This is a genomic window from Aeromonas sp. 600282 (assembly GCF_049175755.1).
Taxonomy (GTDB): Bacteria; Pseudomonadota; Gammaproteobacteria; order Enterobacterales; family Aeromonadaceae; genus Aeromonas; species Aeromonas veronii_A.
The window spans coordinates 42,911-63,958 of sequence record NZ_JAAKVR010000008.1; the positions used below are offsets into that span (position 1 = coordinate 42,911).

The following is a 21,048-nucleotide window of genomic DNA, read 5'->3' on the forward strand; positions in this document are numbered from 1 at the left end:
AGCCGCAAATATGTAAGCAAAGTTATGGGGTTAACTGTCAATAAGCCGAGAAAGGAGTAAGCGAGAGGCCGCAGTGGTGAGCAAGATGATCAGCAAGAGGGGGAGTGCGGCTGGCGGTGGCGATGAGAAAGCCCTGCGCAGAGGCAGGGCTTTGGAATAGGTGATGGCGAGGTAGGATCAGGCCTTGGCCAGCAGGTCCATCACCCAGGGCAGACCCTGCTTCTTGCGGCTGACAAAGCCCGGGTGGTAGCTGGACTCTGCCGGTACTTTCGGGTGCTCGGTAAAGTAGATACGGCTGGCTGCGGCCGTCAGGTCAGTCACCATCAGCACGAAGAAGTCGAGCCCTTCGCCTTCAACACGGTGTGCCATCTCTTGCAGCAGAGTGTCAATCTGGTCGGCAAGCTGTTGTTCGCTGCCCACTTCAATTTGGCTCATGATGAAGCTCAGACTTTCGGCCTGGAATGCTTTCTCATCCTGCTGCAGCAACTGCGCAGGAGTGAGGCCGCGCAGGTCGGTTTTTGCCATCAGCAGCTGTTGACCGAACTCGGCCAGCGATACTTCGGCCAGCGGTGCCAGACGCTCGCAGGCGATCTTGTCCTGCTCGGTGGTGGTCGGCGAGGTGAGACAGAGGGTGTCGCTCATGATGGCACCCAGCATCAGGCGAGCCTGGCTGCGGGTCACGGTACCTTGCTGGCTCAGCAGATCGAAGGCGATGGTGCAGGTGCAGCCGACAGCCCGGATCCACGCATCCAGCGGAGACTGGGTGACCAGAGTGCCGAGACGGTGGTGATCCACCAGACCCAGTACATTGGCTTGTGCCAGTGTGGCAGGGCCCTGTTCCAGATCACTGAAATCCACCAGCCAGACATCTTCACCGGTCAGATCTTTGGTCAGCAACTCGGGTTCGCTGACGCCAGCCTGCTCCAGAATAAAACGGGTTTCGGTGCGCAGGTCACCCAGACGCCATGGGGTGGCCTGACGGCCCTGGCCATTGAGCCAGTCGGTGATAACCAGCGCACTGCAGATACTGTCGCTATCAGGATTCTTGTGACCAAAAACGTGGATCATAGACAAAGCCTCACAATTGGATACCCATAAAGGGGGGCAACACTATGCGAAATCCGCCACATGAAGGCAACCGGATCCACGCCCATGTTGCTGCCAGCTTCGCCTAACTCGCCATTTTATTGATCTGGGTCGGTAATCCTGACGCGAGTTCGGTGCTCACAGTTGGCTATTGGCTATTGGCTATTGGCTATTGGCTATTGGCTATTACTGGCTGCGCAGGCCATAGCTCTCGCCTGTGCCTGCGCAGTCAGCATGTTCGGTCAGCGCTATCAGTCGCCATCGCTGCAAATTGGCTTTATCACCTGATTCATCGACGCAGCAGCTCGCGGGCATTGGCCAAGGTGTTGTCGGTGATCTGGTCGCCACCGAGCAGGCGTGCCAGCTCGTTGAGACGGGCGGTCTCATCAAGGGCACTCATTTGGGTTTCGGTGGTTTTGCCATCGGTATGCTTGCTCACCACCATATGCTGGTGGCCGTTGCCTGCCACCTGAGGCAAGTGAGTGACCACCATCACCTGAGTGGACTCGCCGAGCTGGCGCAGCAGGCGACCGACCACAGCGGCAGTTGGGCCGCTGATCCCCACATCCACTTCGTCGAAAATCAGGGTCGGGGTTGAGACCTTGCGAGCACTGATCACCACGATGGCAAGGCTGATGCGCGACAGCTCACCGCCTGAGGCTACCTTGCCAAGGGGCTGGATCGGTTGGCCCGGGTTGGTGGTGACCATGAACTCCACCCGATCTATACCCAGTGGTGACAGACTGCTCTGGGCATCGGGGCGCACCTCGATGGCAAAGCGGCCATCGGGCATTGCCAGTTCGTGCATGCTGCTGGTTACCTTGGCGCCCAGCTCCTGGGCGTAACGCTGACGGCTCTGGCTCAGGGCTTCGGCGGCCTGGACAAAAGCCTGACGGGCCTCGGCCAGCTCATCTTCCATCCCCTCTAGCCGCTCTTCGTCAGAGTTGAGGCGGGCGAGATCCGAGGCCAGCTCCTGATGGTGCAGGGCCAGATCCGCCGGTTTGACGTGGTGCTTGCGGGCCAGATTGATCGCCTTGGAGAGGCGGGCCTCCAGCTCGTTAAAACGTTCGGGATCCAGTTCCAGCCGATCGAGGTAGCTACGTAGTTCGCTGTGACTCTCCTGCACCCCGATCAGTGCTTCGTTCAGCATCTCCAGTACCGGGGTGAGGCGGCTGTCCATGCTGACCAGCCCCTCGGCCCGATCGACGGCCGATTGCAGCAGCCCTGCGATAGTGGTCTCTTCGTTGTCATAGAGCAGATCGAGGCAAGCGCCGCACTCCTGCATCAGCTCGGTGCCGTTGGCCAGACGCTGGTGCTCCTCTTCTATATCTTCAAACTCCCCCGGCTGCAGGGCGAATTCGTCCAGCTCCTGCACCTGATACTCGATCAGCTGGCGACGAGCCTCTCGCTGCTGCTGCTCGGCTTTGAGCCGGTTCAGTTCGTTTTGTAGTTGGCGCCACTGCTGATAGTGCTGGCGCACCTCGTCGAGCAGCAGATGGTGACCGGCATAGCCGTCGAGCAGGGCGAGCTGGTAGTCGGGTTTGAGCAGCATCTGGTGGGCATGCTGACCATGTACGTTGACCAGCAGCTGGCCCAGATTCTTGAGCTGGGTGAGGGGCACGGGCACGCCGTTGATATAGCTGCGGGAGCGGCCCTCGGCTGAGATGACTCGCCGCACGATACATTCACTTTCGTTTTCCAGTTCGTTGGTGGCGAGCCAGGCGCGGGCGGCCGGGTTGTTGTCCAGCAGGAAGCGGGCGCTGACCTCGCTTTTGTCGCTATCGGGTCGCACCATGCCGGCTTCGGCCCGCTCTCCAAGGCAGAGACCGAGAGCATCGATGGCGATGGATTTACCGGCGCCGGTCTCACCTGTGATGCAGGTCATGCCCGGTTGCAGATCGAGTTCGAGAAACTTGACGATGGCGAAGTTGTTGACGGTCAGCTGGGTCAGCATGGTCTCATCCTGTATAGGTCAACATTACTGTGTATGCATCCAGTATATACTGGTCTTATATACAGTAAAGAGGGCGCCGCCATTTTTAACACAGGAAGGGGGAGCCTGTGTGGTATGGCTATGAGAATGCGGTACGGACCATTGACGCGCGGTACGGATATGAGAGTGCAGGGGACGTTGCCACGAAAGAAAAGAGAAGGGCGCCAATTCAGGCGCCCTCTGTGGCAATGCCGCTGTCGGTCAGCGCCGATTAAAACAGCTTGCTGCCCCAGCCGAGCTTGTTGCGCAGCACGTGGAAGTAGCTGTAGTCGAGGGGATGCACCAGATGAAGCTGATGGTGGCTCTTCTTGATCAGGATCTCATCCCCCGGGTGGACCGCCAGGGTCACCTGACCGTCACAGCTGACCTGCATCGCATCGTCCTGATTATCCGGCGAGACCAGAAGCCGTACTTCGCTGTCGGCATCGAGTACGATGGGGCGACTGCTCAGGGTGTGCGGGAACATGGGCACCAGCGTGATGGCGTTGAGCTTGGGGGTGAGGATGGCGCCACCTGCTGACAGGGAGTAGGCGGTGGAGCCGGTCGGGGTGGCGACTATGATGCCGTCCGAGCGCTGGCTATACATAAAGCTGCCATCGATATAGACCTCGAACTCGATCATATGGGCGATCTTGCCCGGGTGCAGCACTGCTTCATTCACCGCCAGATTGCTCGACTTGCGCTCGCCGTGGCGATAGACCGAGGCCTCAAGCAGGAAGCGGTGTTCGCTCTTGTAGTGGCCGGAGAGCACCTGCTCCAATGGCAGCAGGTAATCCTGCGGCGAGAGATCGGTCAGAAAGCCGAGGTTACCCCGGTTGACCCCGATCACTGCCACATCGAAGCGTGACAGTACCCGCGCCGCCCCCAGCATGTTGCCGTCACCGCCGACCACGATGGCGAGATCGGCCTGCTGGCCCAGTTGTACCAGATCCATCACGTTTTCATCGAGGATGCTCAGGGTCTGGGCGACCCGGCTCTCCACCAGTACCCGAAAGCCGCGGGCGGTCAGGTATTGATGCAGGCCGGTCAGCGTCTGGTTGGCCCCCTCATGGTGGGGTTTGCCAATCAGGGCGATGGTTTTGAACGGAGAATCCATAGTCAGTCAGATCTGGGATGGGTATTGCGGGCCAGTATACAGTGCTTTGCTCCGCTTGTGACGCTATCCCGTGTGACGGGGCCGGCTATCCCCTTGAGGCTACTGGTTAAACGGTGAGCGGTAACCCGGATAAACCGACGGTTGCGGCTATTCAGCAACCCTGATTGCCCTTTACCCCTTGAAAGCCGGGGATGCATCCCCATAATAGCGCCAACATAGTCGGTCTGTTGTCGTCCGGTCGCTCAACCAGACGTCAGGGCCCTCATAAGTAACCCCGGAATTGGAGATGTCATGAACCACGAAGAGCAAAAGGTTGAAGCGATGGAGCAAGTGGAAGCCCAGCCAGTCGAGCCGACCGATGTAGACAGTGAAGTGACAGCCGAGCAGGCCCGCATTGCCGAACTGGAAGCGCAGCTGGAAACCGCCATCCAAAAAGCGGCGGAAGAGCGTGAACGCGCCCTGCGTACCGCCGCCGAGATGGAGAACCTGCGCCGTCGTACCGAGCTGGATGTGGAGAAGGCGCACAAATTCGCTCTGGAGAAGTTCGCCAATGAACTGCTGCCGGTGCTGGACAACCTGGAGCGCGCCATCGAGCTCGCCGACAAGGAGAACGACGCCCTCAAGCCGATGGTGGAAGGTGTCGAGCTGACCCTCAAATCCATGCAGAGCGGTGTGGCCAAGTTCGGTCTGGTTGCGCTGGATCCGACCAACCAGCCGTTTGATCCGAATGCCCATCAGGCGATGAGCATGGTGCCGAGTGCCGATGTGGCGCCGAACACCGTGATTGCCGTGATGCAGAAAGGCTATGAGCTGAACGGTCGCGTGATCCGTCCGGCCATGGTCATGGTATCCAAGGCCGCCGACTGAGTCGGCACTTGATGCCCAGGCCCGCCGCTTGGCGGGCTTTTTGTTTATCTGTCTGGTCTGTCATGGACTGATCACGACAAAAGGTAGGGTTTTTGCGGGGCAGGGCTTGAAGTGGCCGCTTGCGACCCCATATAGGATGCAAGGCCACGGCGGCACAAAAATTTTGATGCCGGGAGCTTGAAAGCCAGATTGGCAGGCCCCACCTAGCCGTTAACGCATTAAGGCGAGTTCCTCGCCAGTTTATTCAAAGTATTTGGAGATTTCTCAAATGGGTAAAATCATCGGTATTGACCTGGGTACTACCAACTCCTGCGTTGCCATTCTGGACGGCGACACTGCTCGCGTGATCGAGAACGCAGAAGGCGATCGTACTACTCCGTCCATCATTGCCTATGCCGATGATGGCGAGATCCTGGTTGGTCAGCCGGCCAAGCGTCAGGCCATCACCAACCCGAAAAACACCCTGTTCGCCATCAAGCGTCTGATCGGCCGTCGTTTTGAAGATGACGAAGTACAGCGTGACCTGAAAATCATGCCGTACGCCATAGCCAAGGCCGACAACGGTGACGCCTGGGTTGAGGTGAAGGGCAAGAAAATGGCACCGCCGCAGATCTCTGCCGAAGTGCTGAAAAAGATGAAGAAGACCGCCGAAGACTATCTGGGTGAGCCGGTAACCGAAGCCGTTATCACTGTTCCGGCCTACTTCAACGACGCCCAGCGTCAGGCTACCAAGGATGCCGGTCGCATCGCCGGTCTGGATGTAAAACGCATCATCAACGAGCCGACAGCAGCGGCTTTCGCTTACGGCGTGAACAAGGTCAAGGGTGAGCGCAAGGTTGCCGTATATGACCTGGGTGGCGGTACTTTCGATATCTCCATTATCGAGATCGACGAAGTTGAAGGCGAAACCACCTTCGAAGTACTGGCGACCAACGGTAACACCCACCTGGGTGGTGAAGACTTCGACAACCGCGTCATCAACTATCTGGTAGACGAGTTCAAGCGTGAGCAGGGCATCGACCTGCGCAACGACCAGCTGGCTCTGCAGCGTCTGAAAGATGCCGCCGAGAAAGCCAAGATCGAGCTCTCTTCTGCCCAGCAGACCGACGTCAACCTGCCGTACATCACTGCAGATGCCACCGGTCCGAAGCACATGAACATCAAGGTGACCCGCGCCAAGCTGGAATCCCTGGTAGAAGACATGGTGAAAGACTCTCTGGAGCCGGTTCGTGTCGCCCTGAAAGACTCCGGTCTGGCAGTTGGCGAGATCGACGACGTGATTCTGGTCGGTGGTCAGACCCGTATGCCGCTGGTTCAGAAGACCGTTGCCGAGTTCTTTGGCAAAGAGCCGCGTAAAGACGTCAACCCGGACGAAGCCGTGGCCATGGGTGCTGCCATCCAGGGCGCCGTACTGTCCGGTGACAAGACCGACGTACTGTTGCTGGACGTTACCCCGCTCTCTCTGGGTATCGAAACCATGGGCAGCGTGATGACTGCGCTGATCGAGAAGAACACCACTATCCCGACCAAGAAGTCCCAGGTGTTCTCCACTGCCGAAGACAACCAGTCTGCCGTGACCATTCACGTGCTGCAGGGTGAGCGCAAGCGCGCCAGCGACAACAAGTCTCTGGGCCAGTTCAACCTGGAAGGCATCCGTCCGGCACCGCGTGGTCTGCCGCAGATCGAAGTGACCTTCGACATCGATGCCAACGGTATCCTGCACGTCTCTGCGAAAGACAAAGAGACCAACAAAGAGCAGAAGATCACCATCCAGGCCTCCTCTGGTCTGTCTGATGACGAGATCGAGCGCATGGTACGCGAAGCTGAAGCCAACGCGGCCGAAGACAAGAAGTTTGAAGAGCTGGTACAGGCTCGCAACCAGGCTGATGGTCTGGTCCACTCCGTGCGCAAGCAGATCACCGAAGCCGGTGAAGCCCTGCCTGCCGACGACAAGACCAAGATCGAAGCTGCTCTGAGCGAGCTGGAAGTTGCCATCAAGGGTGACGACAAGGCTGCCATCGAAGCCAAACAGCAGGCTCTGCTGGAAGCGTCCCAGAAGCTGATGGAAATTGCCCAGCAGCAGGCTCAGGCCCAGGGTGCAGCCGGTGCTGATGCCGGTCAGTCCTCCTCTTCTGCCAAGGCTGACGACGACGTAGTCGACGCCGAGTTCGAAGAAGTGAAAGACGACAAGAAGTAAGCCCTACCCAGATGGGCGGAGTCCGCTTCGCCCATCGGCTTGGTCAATGAATTCACGGGCGTTGGGTAACCAACGCCCGTCTGCGTAACCACAGGATGAGTATGTCGAAGCGCGATTTCTACGAAGTACTGGGTGTGGCGAAAGATGCCGACGATCGCGAGATCAAGAAGGCGTACAAGCGCCTGGCCATGAAGTATCACCCGGATCGTAACCAGGGTGATGCCGCATCCGAAGAGAAGTTCAAAGAGGTCAAGGAAGCCTACGAGGTCCTGACCGATGCCAACCTGCGTGCCCGTTACGACCAGTACGGTCATGCCGGTGTCGACCCGAGCCAGGGTGGCGGTGGCCACGGTGGCTTTGGCGGCGGTGCCGACTTCGCCGACATGTTTGGTGACGTATTCGGTGACATCTTCGGCGGTGGCCGTGGTGGTGCTCGTCGTGGCCCGGCCCGTGGCTCCGACCTGCGTTACACCATGGAGCTGACGCTGGAAGAGGCGGTACGCGGGGTCTCCAAGGAGATCAAGGTGCCGACTCTGGTTCACTGCGAAGTCTGTAACGGCTCCGGTGCCCACACCGGCAGCAGTGCCCAGACCTGCCCGACCTGCCACGGCTCCGGCCAGGTGCAGATGCGTCAGGGCTTCTTCGCGGTACAGCAGGCATGTCCGCACTGTCACGGCCGCGGCAAGATCATCAAGGATCCGTGCCGCAAGTGTCACGGTGAAGGTCGCTACCAGCGCACCAAGACCCTGTCGGTAAAAATTCCGGCGGGCGTCGATACCGGCGATCGCATCCGTCTCTCCGGCGAAGGGGAAGCGGGGGAAGCAGGAGCTCCGGCAGGGGATCTCTACGTACAGGTGCACGTCAAAGAGCACGAAATTTTCGTGCGTGACGGCAACAACCTCTACTGCGAAGTGCCCATCAGCTTCACCGCAGCTGCGCTGGGTGGCGAGATTGAAGTACCGACCCTGGATGGCCGCGTCAAGCTCAAGGTCACTCCGGAGACCCAGACTGGCAAGATGTTCCGCATGCGCGGCAAGGGCGTGAAGTCCGTGCGCTCCGGTCAGGTAGGGGATCTGATGTGCAAGGTGGTGATCGAGACGCCGGTCAACCTCACCGAGCAGCAGAAAGAGCTGCTGCGCCAGCTGGACGAATCCTTCAGCGGCGCCGCTGCCAAGACCCACAAGCCGAAATCGGAAGGCTTCTTCGAAGGGGTGAAACGCTTCTTCGACGATCTGACCAAGTGATGGCATAGACCCGTGTCGATATAAAGAGAGAGGGAGGCGTGATGCCTCCCTCTCTCTCTTATCTTGAACTATCGGAGATGGCGGTGGTTTGGCTGCCCCCATCTGCTGTGCGCTGTCAGGCAGCAGCCAGTGACCCACCGAGGAAGGCATAGGCGAAACCAAAATAGATCAGCACGCCCAACAGATCCATGATCGAGGTGAGCATGGGGGAGCTGAGGGTTGCCGGATCAGTCCCCATCTTCCGTGCGGCAAACGGCAGGACCAGACCAAGCAGGCTGCCAACCACAGTCACCGTCATGGCAGAGAGGCTGACAATCATGACGATGTCCCAGCCGATGCTCTTGCTCCAGAATGCCATCACCCCTTCCAGCAGGGCGACACCCAGCCCCAGAGCCATTGCGACGGGCAGATCGCGCCGCAGCACGAAAAAGAAGTCACGCATGCTCAGCTTGATCTGACCCATGCCCATTGCCCGGATCACCAAGGTGGCCGACTGGCTGCCCGAGTTGCCCCCCATGTCGATAATAGGGGCAATAAAGGCTGCGAGGATCAGTACTTCGCTGATGAGTTCTTCCTGAGCGGCGACCAGATTGCTGGTCAGTATGCCGAATACGGTCAAGACCGCCAGCCAGAAGAATCGGGCGCTGAACATGTTAAAGGTGCTGGATGCGCGAAGATCAAGTTCGGGACCTCCCAGCGCAGCCGTACCACCGAAGCGGGCAATCCGGTTGGCATCTTCCTCTTCGGCAACATCCATTGCATCATCCACGGTCACCATGCCGAGCAACTGCTGATCCTGATTCAATACGGGGAGGGCCAGCAGGTTGTAACGGGCGATCATCTCCGCGGCTTCGCCTTTGGGGGCATCGGCCTGAATACTCACCAGCTCGCGCTGCATAATGGCCGAGATGGGGGTTTTGCTGTCGGCGAGAAACAGTTCGCGCAGGGAGACAACCCCGATGAGGCGGCGCATTTCATCCACGACATACAGGGTATAAATACTCTCCCTGTCGGCAGCAGTGCTGCGCAGCCGTTGCAGCCCCTCTCCCACAGTGATGTCAGCCGTCAGGCTGGCACAATCCGAGCTCATGATGGAGCCGACGAGGTTTTCCGGGTAAGAGGCCAACCGTTGCGTATCCTCACGTTCTTCATCTGTCATCGCATCGAGCAGGGTCTGGCGCAAGGCTGCGGGCAGACGATTGTAGAGATCGGCTCTGTCATCGGGGGATAGGCGGGTACACAACTCCTCCAATTGGGGCTTGGCCATGGAACGTACCAGGCTGGCCTGAATATCGCTGGGCAGATGGCGGAAGATGCGTGCGGCACGCAATGCAGGAACCAGATTGAGAAAGGTATGAATATGTTTATCTGTCAGGCGGTTTATCGCTTGTGCCAGATCGACCTCATGAATATTCAGGCTGAGGCTCTGGATCCCCATACGATCCTTGTTTTGCAGCAGTACATACAGTTGTTGGTGAATATCTTGGTATTGCATTTATATATCCTTTAATACATCAGCCTGGAAAATAGAAAATAGAATTCCGACTGACATCACATCAGCAAAAATAGATAAGGAAATAACGCCCGAAAATTAATCCGGACTAGTCGCCGATACCGGCTCCAGGGTCAGGGTCCATGACACACCTCCTGATTGATGTAAAGAATCGTCATATGCTTACCCGTCAATAGCCACGCATGGGGAATGAACAGGTGTTGCACTCGGCACAAGTAAATGAAGGTGGAGCGGATCGCGGGACGGTCGTCGCCCGGCTAGCGGCTGTTGCCATCTCCCATGCCACCTTGTCAAAAGCCTTGTGGCTACTGACCTGCAGCGATAGAGGTTCGCCATCGTTGACGCACGCCAGAGGCGGAAAAACATGGCGTGATGAGGTAACAGTGGTAATGACATGGTGACCCTGATATCAGGAGAAGACCCATGCAGGCATTATTTACGCATCCAGTCTGTAGCATTGGATGGCGTCAGTAACAGACATCGAGTGAATACAGGGAAGGAATTGCACTCAGGTGCAAATAAACCGCTCTCCGCATAGTGCGAGATAGCGGCAGAACAATCTGCGGGGATCTCGCGACTCAGGTATTGGCTGACGAGCTCAACAACCTACTGTCATCTGATGAATTGCCCACTGATGGTCTCCGTTATTAATCAATGCTGCGATGCTACTGGAATGGTTCTTATTGGTAAATAATTAATCCACCGCCAGAAACATTTAGAAACATCTTTATTGATATTTTGGTAATTGAACGACAGGAATGTCGCGTATTCAGCCATATCGCATGCGTGATCGGTATTATTTACGCTGCTTTGTAGCCGAACCTGATGGTGTAATGCGTGTAACAATCTCCACCAACAGAATGACGTATAGGGTATGCCGATACCTGGCAGACCCATCGCCAGCACCCTGATCCGGTTGGTGGTGAGGTGCCCCCCTTCCTATTCACATTGTCAGGGTCGCTGCTCGCAGAATCGGGATCCGCCTTATTGAGTGGATCCTGATGAGGGATCCTCCTCACAACTCCCGCCAATTCCTGCTGTACAAATGTTATCCCGCTCACACTATTGCTGAAACGGTTTAGTTGTCATATTGAGTTAGCTAAATTGGTTTAGCTATGCTCTGGCTGTCGATAACAACAGCGCCCGTCCGGGCCACAGATGACAGGTGAGGAAGATGATGATGTTCAAGAGCAAGTTGGCGCTGGCGGTAGCGCTGGGATTGGGGATGAGCAGCCCGCTGTGGGCGGCGCAGGCGAGTATTGCAGGTGAGAGTGTCGAGGCCAGATTGGCGGCGCTGGAGGCGCGGGTACAGGCAGCCGAAGCGAGAGCCGAGGCGGCAGAGAGCCGTGCCAGTCAGGCGGAAGTGAAGGCGAGCGCGGCGAGTGAGCAGGCGCAGGCGGCCGACAACCGCAGCCAGAAGATGGATGAGAAGACAGCAGGTGCCCAGGGCTTCGAGTTTCACGGCTACGCCCGCTCGGGCCTGTTGGTCAACGGCAATGGCAACGGCGGGCGCGGCGGCCCCTACATCACGCCAGCCGGTTCGGTGGGCGGGGCCGTCGGTCGCCTTGGCAATGAGGATGACACCTATATGGAGGCCAACCTGCTGAAAACCCAGACCTTCGAGGATGGCAGCTGGGCCCGCTACAAGCTGATGCTGGCAGACGGGGTGGAGACCAGCAACGACTGGACCGCCAGCGATTCGAGCCTCAATACCCGTCAGGTGTTTGCCGAGATCGGCAATCTGGCGAGCTTCGACGGCCCCTTCAAGAATGCGGTGCTGTGGGCGGGCAAGCGCTTTGATCGCGACAACTTTGACATCCACTGGCTCGATTCCGACGTGGTGTTCCTGGCCGGTACCGGCGGCGGTGTCTACGACGTGCAGCTGGCCGATAGCTGGAAGGCCAACTTCTCTCTCTATGGCCGCGATTACGGCGACATCAGCGCCAGCGGTCTCTCCGATATCGAGAGCTACATCCTCACCATGAACAACCGCGTCGGTAACTGGCAGTGGATGGTGAACGGTCTCTCGGCAAAGGACAATGACGCCCGCATCAATGACAAGGGGGCGGGCAGCGAGGCGGCGGACAAGGGGGCACACACCCTGCTGGCCTACCACGGCGAGAGCTTCTTTGGCCTCAACCCCGGTTTTGCCAAGGCGGCGGTGCTGTACGGTCATGGGCTGGGGGCCGAGGTCAAGGGGCTGGGCTCTGACAGCGAGCTGTTGCCGGACGCCGATGCAGTGCGGGTCGCCGTGTTTGGCGCTACCGATCTTAATCCGCGCTGGCGTTTTGCCCCGGCCCTGCTGGCCGAGCAGAGTCAGGATCGCTACGTGAAAGGGGACGAGTACCGCTGGCTCACCTTCAATACCCGGGTGGCGCAGGTGCTGAGCCAGAACGTCGAGCTGGTCTACGAGGCGGCCTGGCAGTACATGGATCTCGATCCCAAGGGCTACAAGGGACGCCAGGCGGTGAACGGCAACTTCACCAAGCTCACCTTCGCCCCCACCTTCAAGGCGCAAACCGCCGGTTTCTTCGAACGTCCCGAGCTTAGGGTGTTCGCCAGCTGGATGGACTGGTCCTCCGAGCTCGACAACTACGCCAGCGACGATGCCATGGGCCAGAGCAACTTCACCGCCGGTGGCGAGTGGAACTTTGGTGTGCAGATGGAAACCTGGTTCTAGTTCGTTATCCCGATCACAAAAATGGCAACCGGTGCCGAGATCTGCTGGTTGGCTAAAACGGTTTAGCTGATAATGCCAGCCAACAGAACAGAGTTCGGGTTTGACCGTGGATCCGATGCAGCAGTGGAGTAGCAAGGTGACGAATCGAGTGTGGGTAATGGGGGATGCGGTGGTGGACTTGATCCCGGAAGGGGCGTTGCACTACCTCAAGTGTCCGGGTGGCGCGCCCGCCAATGTGGCGGTTGGTGTGGTACGGCTGGGTGGCGATGCGGCCTTTATCGGCCGGGTCGGTGCCGATCCGTTCGGCCGCTTTATGGCCGACACCCTGAGCGGGGAGGGGGTGGATGTGGCCGCGCTGCGGCTCGATCCAGACCATCGCACCTCTACCGTGCTGGTGGCACTGGATGATGAGGGGGAGCGCAGCTTCACCTTTATGGTGCGCCCCAGTGCCGACCAGTTCCTCACCCCAAATGAGTTGCCCCGCTTCGATGCCGGTCAGTGGCTGCTCACCTGCTCCATCGCGCTCGCCAACGAGCCGGTACGCACCAGCTGCCTGCAGGCCATGGCGGACATCAAGGCGGCAGGAGGGCGGGTCTGTTTCGACCCCAACCTGCGCCCCGAGGTGTGGGGCAACCCCGCCGAGATGCTGCCGCTGGTGCGTCAGGCCATTGCACAGGCGGATGTGGTCAAGCTCTCCATCGAGGAGCTGCAACTGCTGAGCGGTGAGGATGATCTGGCCGCCGGGCTCGCCACTCTCTCTGGCCCGGCGCTGGTGCTGGTGACCAGAGGGGCGGCCGGTATGGTGGCGCGTCTGGGTGGCGAGCTGCTGGAGTGGGTGGGGCAGAAAGTTACGCCCATCGACACCACGGGGGCGGGGGATGCCTTCGTCGCCGGTCTGCTGGCGGCCCTGGCCGGGCGTTCGTCGCTGCCGACGCTGGCCGAGTTGCCCGCCATTCTGGCTCAGGCTCACGGCTGCGGGGCGCTCGCCACCACCGCCAAGGGGGCGATGACGGCGCTGCCGACCCGCTCCGAACTGGATGCCTTTTTGCGATCAAGCGCAGATGGCTGTTGAGCTGAGGCTAGAAGCCCGGCTCGACAGCCCCTACTCTCATGTGACAAGGGCCCGCCAGCGTGGCGGGTCATAAGAGGAAGAATATGAATATCAGTGCGATAGCCAAGGATCTGGTGCCCCTGCTGGGGGGCAAGGAGAACATCGTCAGCGCTGCCCACTGCGCCACCCGGTTGCGGCTGGTGCTGGCCGATGACAGCAAGGTAAACAAGGCCGCCATCGACAAGCTGGAGGGGGTCAAGGGGTGCTTTAGCAACGCGGGCCAAATTCAGGTGATCTTCGGCACCGGTCTGGTCAACAAGGTGTATGCCGAGTTTGTGGCGCAGACCGGTACCGGCACCGCCAGCAAGGCGGAGCTGACCGACATGGCGGCGGCCAAGCTCAACGTGGCCCAGCGGTTGGCGCGAACCCTCTCCAACATCTTCGTGCCGATCATTCCGGCCATCGTCGCCTCGGGCCTGCTGATGGGGCTGCTCGGCATGGTGCGCACCTACGGTTGGGTCAATGCCGACAGCGCCCTGTTTGTGATGCTCGACATGTTCAGCTCGGCGGCCTTTATCATACTGCCGATCCTCATCGGCTTTACGGCGGCGCGGGAGTTTGGCGGCAATCCGTATCTCGGGGCGACCCTCGGTGGCATCCTCACCCACCCGGCGCTGACCAACGCCTGGGGCGTGGCCGGTGGCTTCAAGACCATGGACTTCTTCGGGCTGGATGTTGCGATGATCGGCTATCAGGGCACCGTCTTCCCGGTGCTCTTGGCGGTCTGGTTTATGTCCCATCTGGAGAAACAGCTGCGCAAGCGCATTCCGGATGCGCTGGATCTGATCCTCACCCCGTTTTTGACCGTCATCATCACCGGTTTCGTGGCACTGCTCTTTATCGGCCCGGCGGGTCGGGTATTGGGGGATGGCATCTCGTTCGGTCTGAGCGCCCTCTATGAGCAGGCGGGCTGGCTGGCGGGGCTGGTATTTGGCGGCACTTACTCGCTTATCGTCATCACCGGCATCCACCACAGCTTCCACGCCATCGAGGCGGGGCTGCTGGCGAATCCGCAAATTGGCGTCAACTTCCTGCTGCCCATCTGGGCTATGGCCAACGTGGCGCAGGGCGGGGCTTGCCTCGCGGTCTACTTCAAGACCCGTGATGTGAAGATCAAGGCCATTACCGTGCCGGCTGCCATGTCCTGCCTGCTGGGCATCACCGAGGCTGCCATCTTCGGGGTGAACCTGCGCTACATCAAACCCTTCCTCGCCGGTCTGTTTGGCGGGGCCTGCGGCGGCGCCTACGTGGTGGCGGCCAAGGTGGGGATGACGGCGGTGGGGCTGACCGGTATTCCCGGCATGGCCATCGTCCAGCCCATGAGCCTTATTCATTACATCATCGGGCTGGTGATCGCCTTTGGTGCCGCTTTCGCCGCTTCCTACCTGCTCAAGTACAAGGTGGAGTGATGAAGGAAAGCGATCTTCTCAACCAGATTGTCCGGTCGCTGCTGGCCGGACAGCTCAAGGCGGCGGCCGATCCCCATCGGCCGCGCTGGCACCTGGCAGCCCCGGTGGGGCTGCTCAACGATCCCAACGGCTTCATCGAGCACGGCGGGCGCTACCACCTCTTCTACCAGTGGAACCCGCTCGGTTGCGAGCACCGCAACAAGGGCTGGGGCCATGTCACTTCCACCGATCTGCTGCATTGGCAGCACGAGCCGGTGGCGCTGTTGCCCACCGAAGCCTATGAGAGCCACGGCTGCTATTCGGGCTCTGCGGTGAGCGACGAGCAGGGGCATCTGACCCTTATCTACACCGGCAATGTCAAATACCCGGATGGCAGCCGCACCGCCTATCAGTGTCTGGCCCGCGCCGACGGTGAGGGTAGTTTTGCCAAGCTGGGGCCTGTGCTGGATCTGCCCGAAGGCTACAGCGGCCACGTGCGCGACCCCAAGGTGTGGCATGACGGCCAGCAGTGGCTGATGGTGCTGGGGGCCCGCACCCTGGATGACAAGGGCGAAGTGCTGCTCTATCGCGGCGACACCCTGCAAAGCTGGCAGCGGGTGGGCCCCATCGCCGGTAGCGGGCGAGGGGGGCTGGGTGAGTTTGGCTATATGTGGGAGTGCCCGGATCTCTTCCCGCTGGGGGAGCGCCATGTGCTGATCAGCTGCCCGCAGGGGATTGCCCCACAGGGAGAGGATTATCTCAACCTCTACCAGTGCGGCTGGCTGGCGGGTGACTTCGACGGCGAGCGCTTCGAGCACGGGGCTTTCCACGAGCTGGATCGGGGCTTCGAGTTCTATGCGCCGCAAACCACCCGAGACAGTCAGGGGCGCCGCCTCTTGTTTGGTTGGCTGGGGCTGCCGGAGGAGAACGAGATGAGCCAGCCCACAGTCGCTTACGGCTGGATCCACCAGATGAGCTGCCCGCGGGAGCTGTTCTGGCAGGATGAGTGGCTCTGCCAGCGGCCGGTGGCCGAGCTCGCGGCATTGAAGGGAGAGTTGACCCGTTTCGAGGGGACGCTTGGCGAGTTTCCGGGGCTGGCCATCGACTCGGCCTGGCTCGATATGGAGCTCTGCGGTGAGGGGAGTCTCTGGTTCGGCGCCGTGGCCGAGCTGGTGTGGCAGCCGGGGCGCCTCACCTTGCGGCGCCAGAACTGGCAGAGCGGAGCGTGGGAGACCCGCAGCAGCCCATGGGCTGGCGGGCGGATCACCGTGCTGTTCGATCGCTCCAGTCTGGAGTGTTTTATCGATGAGGGTCGTCACAGCCTGTCGGTGCGCTACTTCCCCGGGGAAAAGCCGCAACTTTCATCAGGTAACGGCGATGATGGCAGCAAAATTTGCCTCAATCACTGGCCGCTGTCGGCGTGCCTAGTACAATAGCCCGGTTCTAGTCAGCCGGGAGGCCAGGTGGAGAAGAAGAAACGGATCACGATTGCCCAGATCGCCGAACTGGCGGGGGTGTCCAAGGCGACCGCCAGTCTGGTGCTCAACGGGAAGAGTGCGGAGTACCGGATTGCCGACGATACCCGCAAGCGCATTCAGGCGGTGGCGGAGGAGTGTCACTACCTGCCGAGCTTTCACGCCCGCTCCCTGCGCGAGACCCGCAGCTACACCTGGGGGCTGGTGATCCCCGATCTCACCAACTTCGGTTTTGCCCGCATCGCCCGTGCCCTCGAGGCGCATTGTCGGGAGGCGGGCATCCAGCTGCTGATCGCCTGCTCCGAGGATGATCCCGCCCTCGAGCAGCGGGTGGTGGACAACCTCATCAGCCGCCAGGTGGATGGGCTGATTGTCGCCTCCAGCGGCCACAGCGATGACATCTATGCCCGCATCCACGACCGCCTGCCGGTGGTGCAGCTCGACCGCCATATTGGCGAGTCGCGCCTGCCCATGGTGATCTCCGATGCCTGCAAGGCCACCGCCGAGCTGGTGCGGGACATGACCAGCGAGTGCGGCGAGCAGATCTACTACTTCGGTGGCCTGCTGGATCTCTCCCCTAGTCGTCACCGGCTGGCGGGCTATGAGCTGGGGCTCCATCGCGCCGGTTTTGAAGCCGATGCCGCCCGGGTGCGCCATCGCGACTACCAGCCGAGCTCCGGTTATCAGCTGATGGCTGAGCTGGTGGCCGAGCTGGGAGCGCCCCCCAAGGGGCTCTTTACCGCCTCCTTTACCCTGCTGGAAGGGGTACTGCGCTACCTCAACGAGGCGGGGTTGATGGAGACAGGGATGCGGCTGTGCACCTTCGACGATCACGACCTGCTCGACTGCATTCCCATGCGAATCGACTCGGTGGCGCAGGATTGTCCGGCGCTGGCCCTCGCCGCTTTCGAGCTGATGCAGCAACTGATTGCGGGCAATCCCCCGGCGCAGACTGCCCAGGTGATCACCCCCAGGGTGCGCTGGCGCAGCCGCCGCTAGCCACTCTTCGCCCATCCCATATGAGAAAGCCCCGCCATTGCTGGCGGGGCTTTTTGCCGTTGGTGGATGGAGCCATGACTCTGATCGACAACTCAATCCGTGGTGCTGGCGCGCCAGAATATCTGCTTGATATGGGGATGAATGCCGAGTTTCACCATCAGGGCGTCGAGCTCGTCACCATCGATGGAGGTAGCCAGCAGCACCGCCGAGATCTCCAGATCCCTCTCGCCAAACGGCTCGATGTCGAGCTCGCTCATGGGATAGTTGGCCTGCTCCAGCATCTCCTCGAGCCAGTGCAGCACCTCCTTCTGATGCTCGCGCGGGGTCAGGGCTGTCACCTTGTAGGTAACTTCTGTGTCCAGATTGTCTACCGGGCGACGGTTGATCTGGTTGACCAGCGGTCTCAGCAGGGTGTTGGCGGCCAGCACGAACAGGGCGCCCAGAATGGCCTCCATGGCGAGCCCGGCGCCACAGGCGGCGCCGACCGCAGCGACACCCCACAGGGTGGCGGCGGTGTTGATGCCACGGATATTGCCCGACTCGCGCATGATGACGCCAGCGCCGAGAAAGCCGATGCCGGAGACAATATAGGCCACCACATGGACCACGTTGTAGTTGCCGCCGTGCAGGTCATAGATTCGCTGGGCCAGGCTGACGAACAGGGCGGCTCCCACGGCGACCAGCACGTTGGTGCGCAGGCCCGCGGTACGTTGGCGGTACTGGCGCTCCAGCCCGACCAGACTGCCGAGCACAAAGGCGAGCAGCAGGCTAGCCAGAGTGTCGAGCAGTGAGAGCATGTCTAGTTGTTGCCACATCTTCATGGCGTACTCCTTCTTATGAAAGCTGGCTTGGCACAATCCATGATGAAACGCCGGGTGGCGGATGGATCAGAGGGGGATTGAGCGGATGGCCAGCAGAAAAACGCAGCGTCCCGGGTTTAGCTTCCGGGGCGCGAGCATCATCAGATGCCCTGACGCTCGGAGAGGACGCAACAAGTGGGGCCAGCGTGGCTGGCCCCCTGAACGGTCGTTAGTGCAGCAGGATGCGCGTCAGTTGAGTTCGGGAGCCGTGTCGATGCGCGGACGCAGCTCCCAGCGCACCGGATGCGCTACTCCGACCTGATGAACAAACTGCACCAGATAGCGGCGCTGGGGTGGAGTGCAGTGCACATTGAGCACCAGCTCTCGCCCGCCGCTGCGACCCGGTTTCATCGATTGCATCGGTTGCAGTCCGGCCGGTTGCAGGGTGTGGCTCACCATATCCAGCACTTGCTCCATATCGGCGCGATCCTCGCAACGGATCTGCAGCCTATAGTGGTGCTGGCGCGGTTTGCCGCCCAGCCAGCGTGGCAATATGCCGCGCCCCAGCTTGCTCAGCAGGGGGTGAGCCCGGGGTGCAACAGAACCTGTTGCGACCACGCGATCCGCAGCCGGTTTGATTGAGATAAAACGCATAGCAGCCTCCTTGTGGGAAGCAGAAACTATGCAGGCAAGGTGTCATGGCAAAGCCAGATCACCTGACGTCAAGTGTGAAAAAAGAGAAGAGGGGAGTGGATTTCCGCTTCTCGCAGGGTTGCGAGCATGCGGCAGAGAAAGACCTGCGGCTAGCTCGCGACCTTGGTACCGACGATGAGGGTCGGTCTACAACTGTCACTTGATGAGTTGCCCACTGATGGTCTCCGCTGTGTTAAGAACGGCAAAATGGTACTCATCCAGAGCGGTGAGGTAAAGCCTTATCGACCTTCCAGCAACATTTAGATACAAGTTTGTCAATAATGGGGCCGACTGGCTACCTCCATAAGCATCAGGGAGCGACGATAGCCATCGCCGCGCGATGACGCCCCGCTAGCAGGACCGCCCCTGTCTTGCGCGACCTGTTACTTCAGCCCCAGGCGCTTGAGGAGCATGGCGGCCGGGCAGAAACCGGTGAATGCGCTCTGGATCAGGTTGACCCCGACAAAGGCACTCAACCAGACAAAGCCCGGATGAACCCAGGTGGTAAGGATAAGCGAGAGCAGCAACATGCAACCCGCGACGATTCTGACTCCGTTATCTACTGTCATGGTCTTTCTCCTTATCTACTTTAGATATTGCTAATTTAGTGTTGTTTTATACAATAGAACAAATATCAGCAATTGCTAATTTACTCTTATGAGCCAATTCGACGAGATGAACAGACATGCGACAGCCGCCGCCTCCCTGCTCAAGGCGTTGGCTCATCCCGAACGCCTGATGGTGCTCTGCCAGCTGGTGGAGGGGGAGAAGGGGGTCGGGGAGCTGCTGGCCCATAGCCAACTCGGGCAGTCGGCGTTTTCCCAGCAGTTGTCGGTGCTCAAGCGCTACGGCCTGATCCGTTCGCGCAAGGTCTCCCAGCAGATCTACTACTCGCTGGTGAGCGAGGCGGCTGCCGATGTGCTGGGGGCGCTGCAAACCCATTTTTGTCACTCAGAAAATAAGGAATCTTGATGATGGAAAGCCAATGGCTGCTCTCTTTGGGCGGTGGCATGCTGGCGGGGCTGTCGGCCCTGATCCTGATGTTGTTCAACGGCCGGGTTGCCGGGATCAGCGGCATTCTGGCCGGTGCGCTGCAACACCGTACGCCGTGGCGGGTGCTATTTCTGCTGGGGCTCGGGGCGGGCGCCTGGTTGGCGCTGACTCTGGGTTGGTCCACCATGCCCGCATTCACCACCTTGCCCGGCTGGCCTGTAGTGCTGCTGGCCGGTCTGCTGGTCGGCATCGGTACCCGTCTTGGCAATGGCTGCACCAGCGGCCACGGCATCTGCGGTATGGGGCGGCTCTCCCTGCGCTCCATCGTCGCCACCCTGACCTTTATGGCGGCAGGCTTTATCACCGTCTTCGTCACTCATCATCTGCTGTAAGGGGCTGATTGCCATGAAGTTGCTGACAAGTTTGTTTGCGGGTGTGTTGTTCGGACTGGGGATGGCCATCTCCGGCATGATGGATCCCGCCCGGGTCACCGGTTTTCTCGATCTGGCCGGGGCCTGGGATCCCAGCCTCGTCTTCGTGATGGGGGGCGCCCTGCTGGTCTTTATGCCGGGTTACTTCCTGCTGGTGAAACCCCGCCGCCAGAGTGTGCTGGGGGAGCCCATCGTCGCCGTACCGGCCCCCAGGCTGGATCGCCGGCTGATCGGCGGGGCGGCGCTGTTTGGCATCGGCTGGGGATTGGTGGGTATCTGCCCGGGGCCTGCTCTGAGTCTCATTTCCAGCGGGCAGCCCATGATAATGTTGTTTATAGCGGCCATGGTGGCCGGGATCTTGCTGTTTGACAAAGGACTGGCCAGGGTGCTGACCAAGGCGCCAGCTCGGGGAGTGGATAAGGTGCGCCAGTCCCATACCGCCTGATCCCGTGAAGTGACAGATTACGCCAGGGAAGGAGAGT

At 60.1% G+C, this 21,048-nt stretch carries 18 protein-coding genes; 11 read left to right on the plus strand and 7 right to left on the minus strand.

Features of this window, described 5'->3' with window-relative positions; all coding sequences use genetic code 11:
* Nucleotides 1-177: 177 nt before the first annotated feature.
* The 3 genes from G5137_RS09525 to nadK form a co-directional block, all read right to left on the minus strand.
* Nucleotides 178-1,068, minus strand: a complete 891-nt coding sequence (locus tag G5137_RS09525; protein WP_376901387.1) for a manganese-dependent inorganic pyrophosphatase — start codon at nucleotides 1,066-1,068, stop codon at nucleotides 178-180.
* Between the two features lie 307 nt (nucleotides 1,069-1,375).
* A complete protein-coding gene (gene recN / locus G5137_RS09530) occupies nucleotides 1,376-3,040 on the minus strand; it encodes a DNA repair protein RecN (RefSeq protein ID WP_376901386.1) in 1,665 nt (554 codons plus the stop codon).
* Between the two features lie 250 nt (nucleotides 3,041-3,290).
* Nucleotides 3,291-4,175 (minus strand): NAD(+) kinase, encoded by an 885-nt coding sequence (gene nadK, locus G5137_RS09535; protein WP_005338038.1) that lies wholly within the window; start codon nucleotides 4,173-4,175, stop codon nucleotides 3,291-3,293.
* Between the two features lie 291 nt (nucleotides 4,176-4,466).
* Here nadK and grpE point away from each other — a divergent pair, with 291 nt between their 5' ends.
* The 3 genes from grpE to dnaJ all read left to right on the plus strand — a co-directional run bounded on the left by grpE (nucleotide 4,467) and on the right by dnaJ (nucleotide 8,483).
* Nucleotides 4,467-5,042, plus strand: a complete 576-nt coding sequence (gene grpE / locus G5137_RS09540; protein ID WP_164536416.1) for a nucleotide exchange factor GrpE — start codon at nucleotides 4,467-4,469, stop codon at nucleotides 5,040-5,042.
* A gap of 268 nt (nucleotides 5,043-5,310) precedes the next feature.
* Entirely contained in the window at nucleotides 5,311-7,239 is a 1,929-nt protein-coding gene (gene dnaK / locus G5137_RS09545; RefSeq protein WP_128836140.1) for a molecular chaperone DnaK, read from the plus strand.
* Nucleotides 7,240-7,340: 101 nt separating this feature from the next.
* Nucleotides 7,341-8,483, plus strand: a complete 1,143-nt coding sequence (gene dnaJ / locus G5137_RS09550) for a molecular chaperone DnaJ (RefSeq protein ID WP_216954258.1) — start codon at nucleotides 7,341-7,343, stop codon at nucleotides 8,481-8,483.
* 115 nt (nucleotides 8,484-8,598) lie between these two features.
* Here dnaJ and mgtE read toward each other — a convergent pair whose 3' ends face one another.
* On the minus strand, nucleotides 8,599-9,978 hold the full coding sequence (mgtE, locus tag G5137_RS09555) for a magnesium transporter (protein WP_216954257.1): 1,380 nt from the start codon (nucleotides 9,976-9,978) through the stop codon (nucleotides 8,599-8,601).
* Nucleotides 9,979-11,170: 1,192 nt separating this feature from the next.
* Between mgtE and G5137_RS09560 the strand changes: the two genes are divergently transcribed.
* The 5 genes from G5137_RS09560 to G5137_RS09580 all read left to right on the plus strand — a co-directional run bounded on the left by G5137_RS09560 (nucleotide 11,171) and on the right by G5137_RS09580 (nucleotide 17,649).
* On the plus strand, nucleotides 11,171-12,676 hold the full coding sequence (locus G5137_RS09560) for a carbohydrate porin (RefSeq protein ID WP_216954255.1): 1,506 nt from the start codon (nucleotides 11,171-11,173) through the stop codon (nucleotides 12,674-12,676).
* Nucleotides 12,677-12,791: 115 nt separating this feature from the next.
* Nucleotides 12,792-13,748: an aminoimidazole riboside kinase gene (locus G5137_RS09565; protein ID WP_421255284.1), complete on the plus strand. Its 957-nt coding sequence runs from the start codon at nucleotides 12,792-12,794 to the stop codon at nucleotides 13,746-13,748.
* 83 nt (nucleotides 13,749-13,831) lie between these two features.
* Entirely contained in the window at nucleotides 13,832-15,196 is a 1,365-nt protein-coding gene (locus G5137_RS09570; RefSeq protein ID WP_421255285.1) for a sucrose-specific PTS transporter subunit IIBC, read from the plus strand.
* Complete coding sequence (locus G5137_RS09575; protein ID WP_421255286.1) at nucleotides 15,196-16,611, plus strand: glycoside hydrolase family 32 protein; 1,416 nt, start codon at nucleotides 15,196-15,198, stop codon at nucleotides 16,609-16,611. Before G5137_RS09570 ends, G5137_RS09575 begins: the two co-directional genes overlap by 1 nt.
* 27 nt (nucleotides 16,612-16,638) lie before the next feature.
* Nucleotides 16,639-17,649, plus strand: coding sequence for a substrate-binding domain-containing protein (locus G5137_RS09580; RefSeq protein WP_227094968.1), 1,011 nt, complete (start codon nucleotides 16,639-16,641; stop codon nucleotides 17,647-17,649).
* 92 nt (nucleotides 17,650-17,741) lie between these two features.
* On the opposite strand, the gene G5137_RS09585 is transcribed toward G5137_RS09580, so the two are convergent.
* The 3 genes from G5137_RS09585 to G5137_RS09595 form a co-directional block, all read right to left on the minus strand.
* Nucleotides 17,742-18,470 carry an MgtC/SapB family protein gene (locus G5137_RS09585; RefSeq protein WP_201990472.1) on the minus strand — a complete coding sequence of 243 codons (729 nt, stop codon included), beginning with the start codon at nucleotides 18,468-18,470 and terminating at the stop codon, nucleotides 17,742-17,744.
* Nucleotides 18,471-18,698: 228 nt separating this feature from the next.
* The gene (locus G5137_RS09590; RefSeq protein ID WP_201990470.1) at nucleotides 18,699-19,103 is read right to left on the minus strand and encodes a hypothetical protein; all 405 of its coding nucleotides are present in this window, start codon (nucleotides 19,101-19,103) and stop codon (nucleotides 18,699-18,701) included.
* A gap of 422 nt (nucleotides 19,104-19,525) precedes the next feature.
* The gene (locus G5137_RS09595) at nucleotides 19,526-19,711 is read right to left on the minus strand and encodes a YgaP family membrane protein (RefSeq protein WP_201990468.1); all 186 of its coding nucleotides are present in this window, start codon (nucleotides 19,709-19,711) and stop codon (nucleotides 19,526-19,528) included.
* A gap of 88 nt (nucleotides 19,712-19,799) precedes the next feature.
* Between G5137_RS09595 and G5137_RS09600 the strand changes: the two genes are divergently transcribed.
* Genes G5137_RS09600 through G5137_RS09610 form a run of 3 tightly spaced genes read left to right on the plus strand, consistent with a single transcriptional unit; the run spans nucleotide 19,800 to nucleotide 21,011 of the window.
* Nucleotides 19,800-20,114 carry an ArsR/SmtB family transcription factor gene (locus G5137_RS09600; protein WP_005338008.1) on the plus strand — a complete coding sequence of 105 codons (315 nt, stop codon included), beginning with the start codon at nucleotides 19,800-19,802 and terminating at the stop codon, nucleotides 20,112-20,114.
* Entirely contained in the window at nucleotides 20,114-20,527 is a 414-nt protein-coding gene (locus G5137_RS09605; protein ID WP_168176940.1) for a YeeE/YedE family protein, read from the plus strand. Before G5137_RS09600 ends, G5137_RS09605 begins: the two co-directional genes overlap by 1 nt.
* Nucleotides 20,528-20,540: 13 nt before the next feature.
* Nucleotides 20,541-21,011: a DUF6691 family protein gene (locus G5137_RS09610; protein WP_421255287.1), complete on the plus strand. Its 471-nt coding sequence runs from the start codon at nucleotides 20,541-20,543 to the stop codon at nucleotides 21,009-21,011.
* Nucleotides 21,012-21,048: the final 37 nt, after the last annotated feature.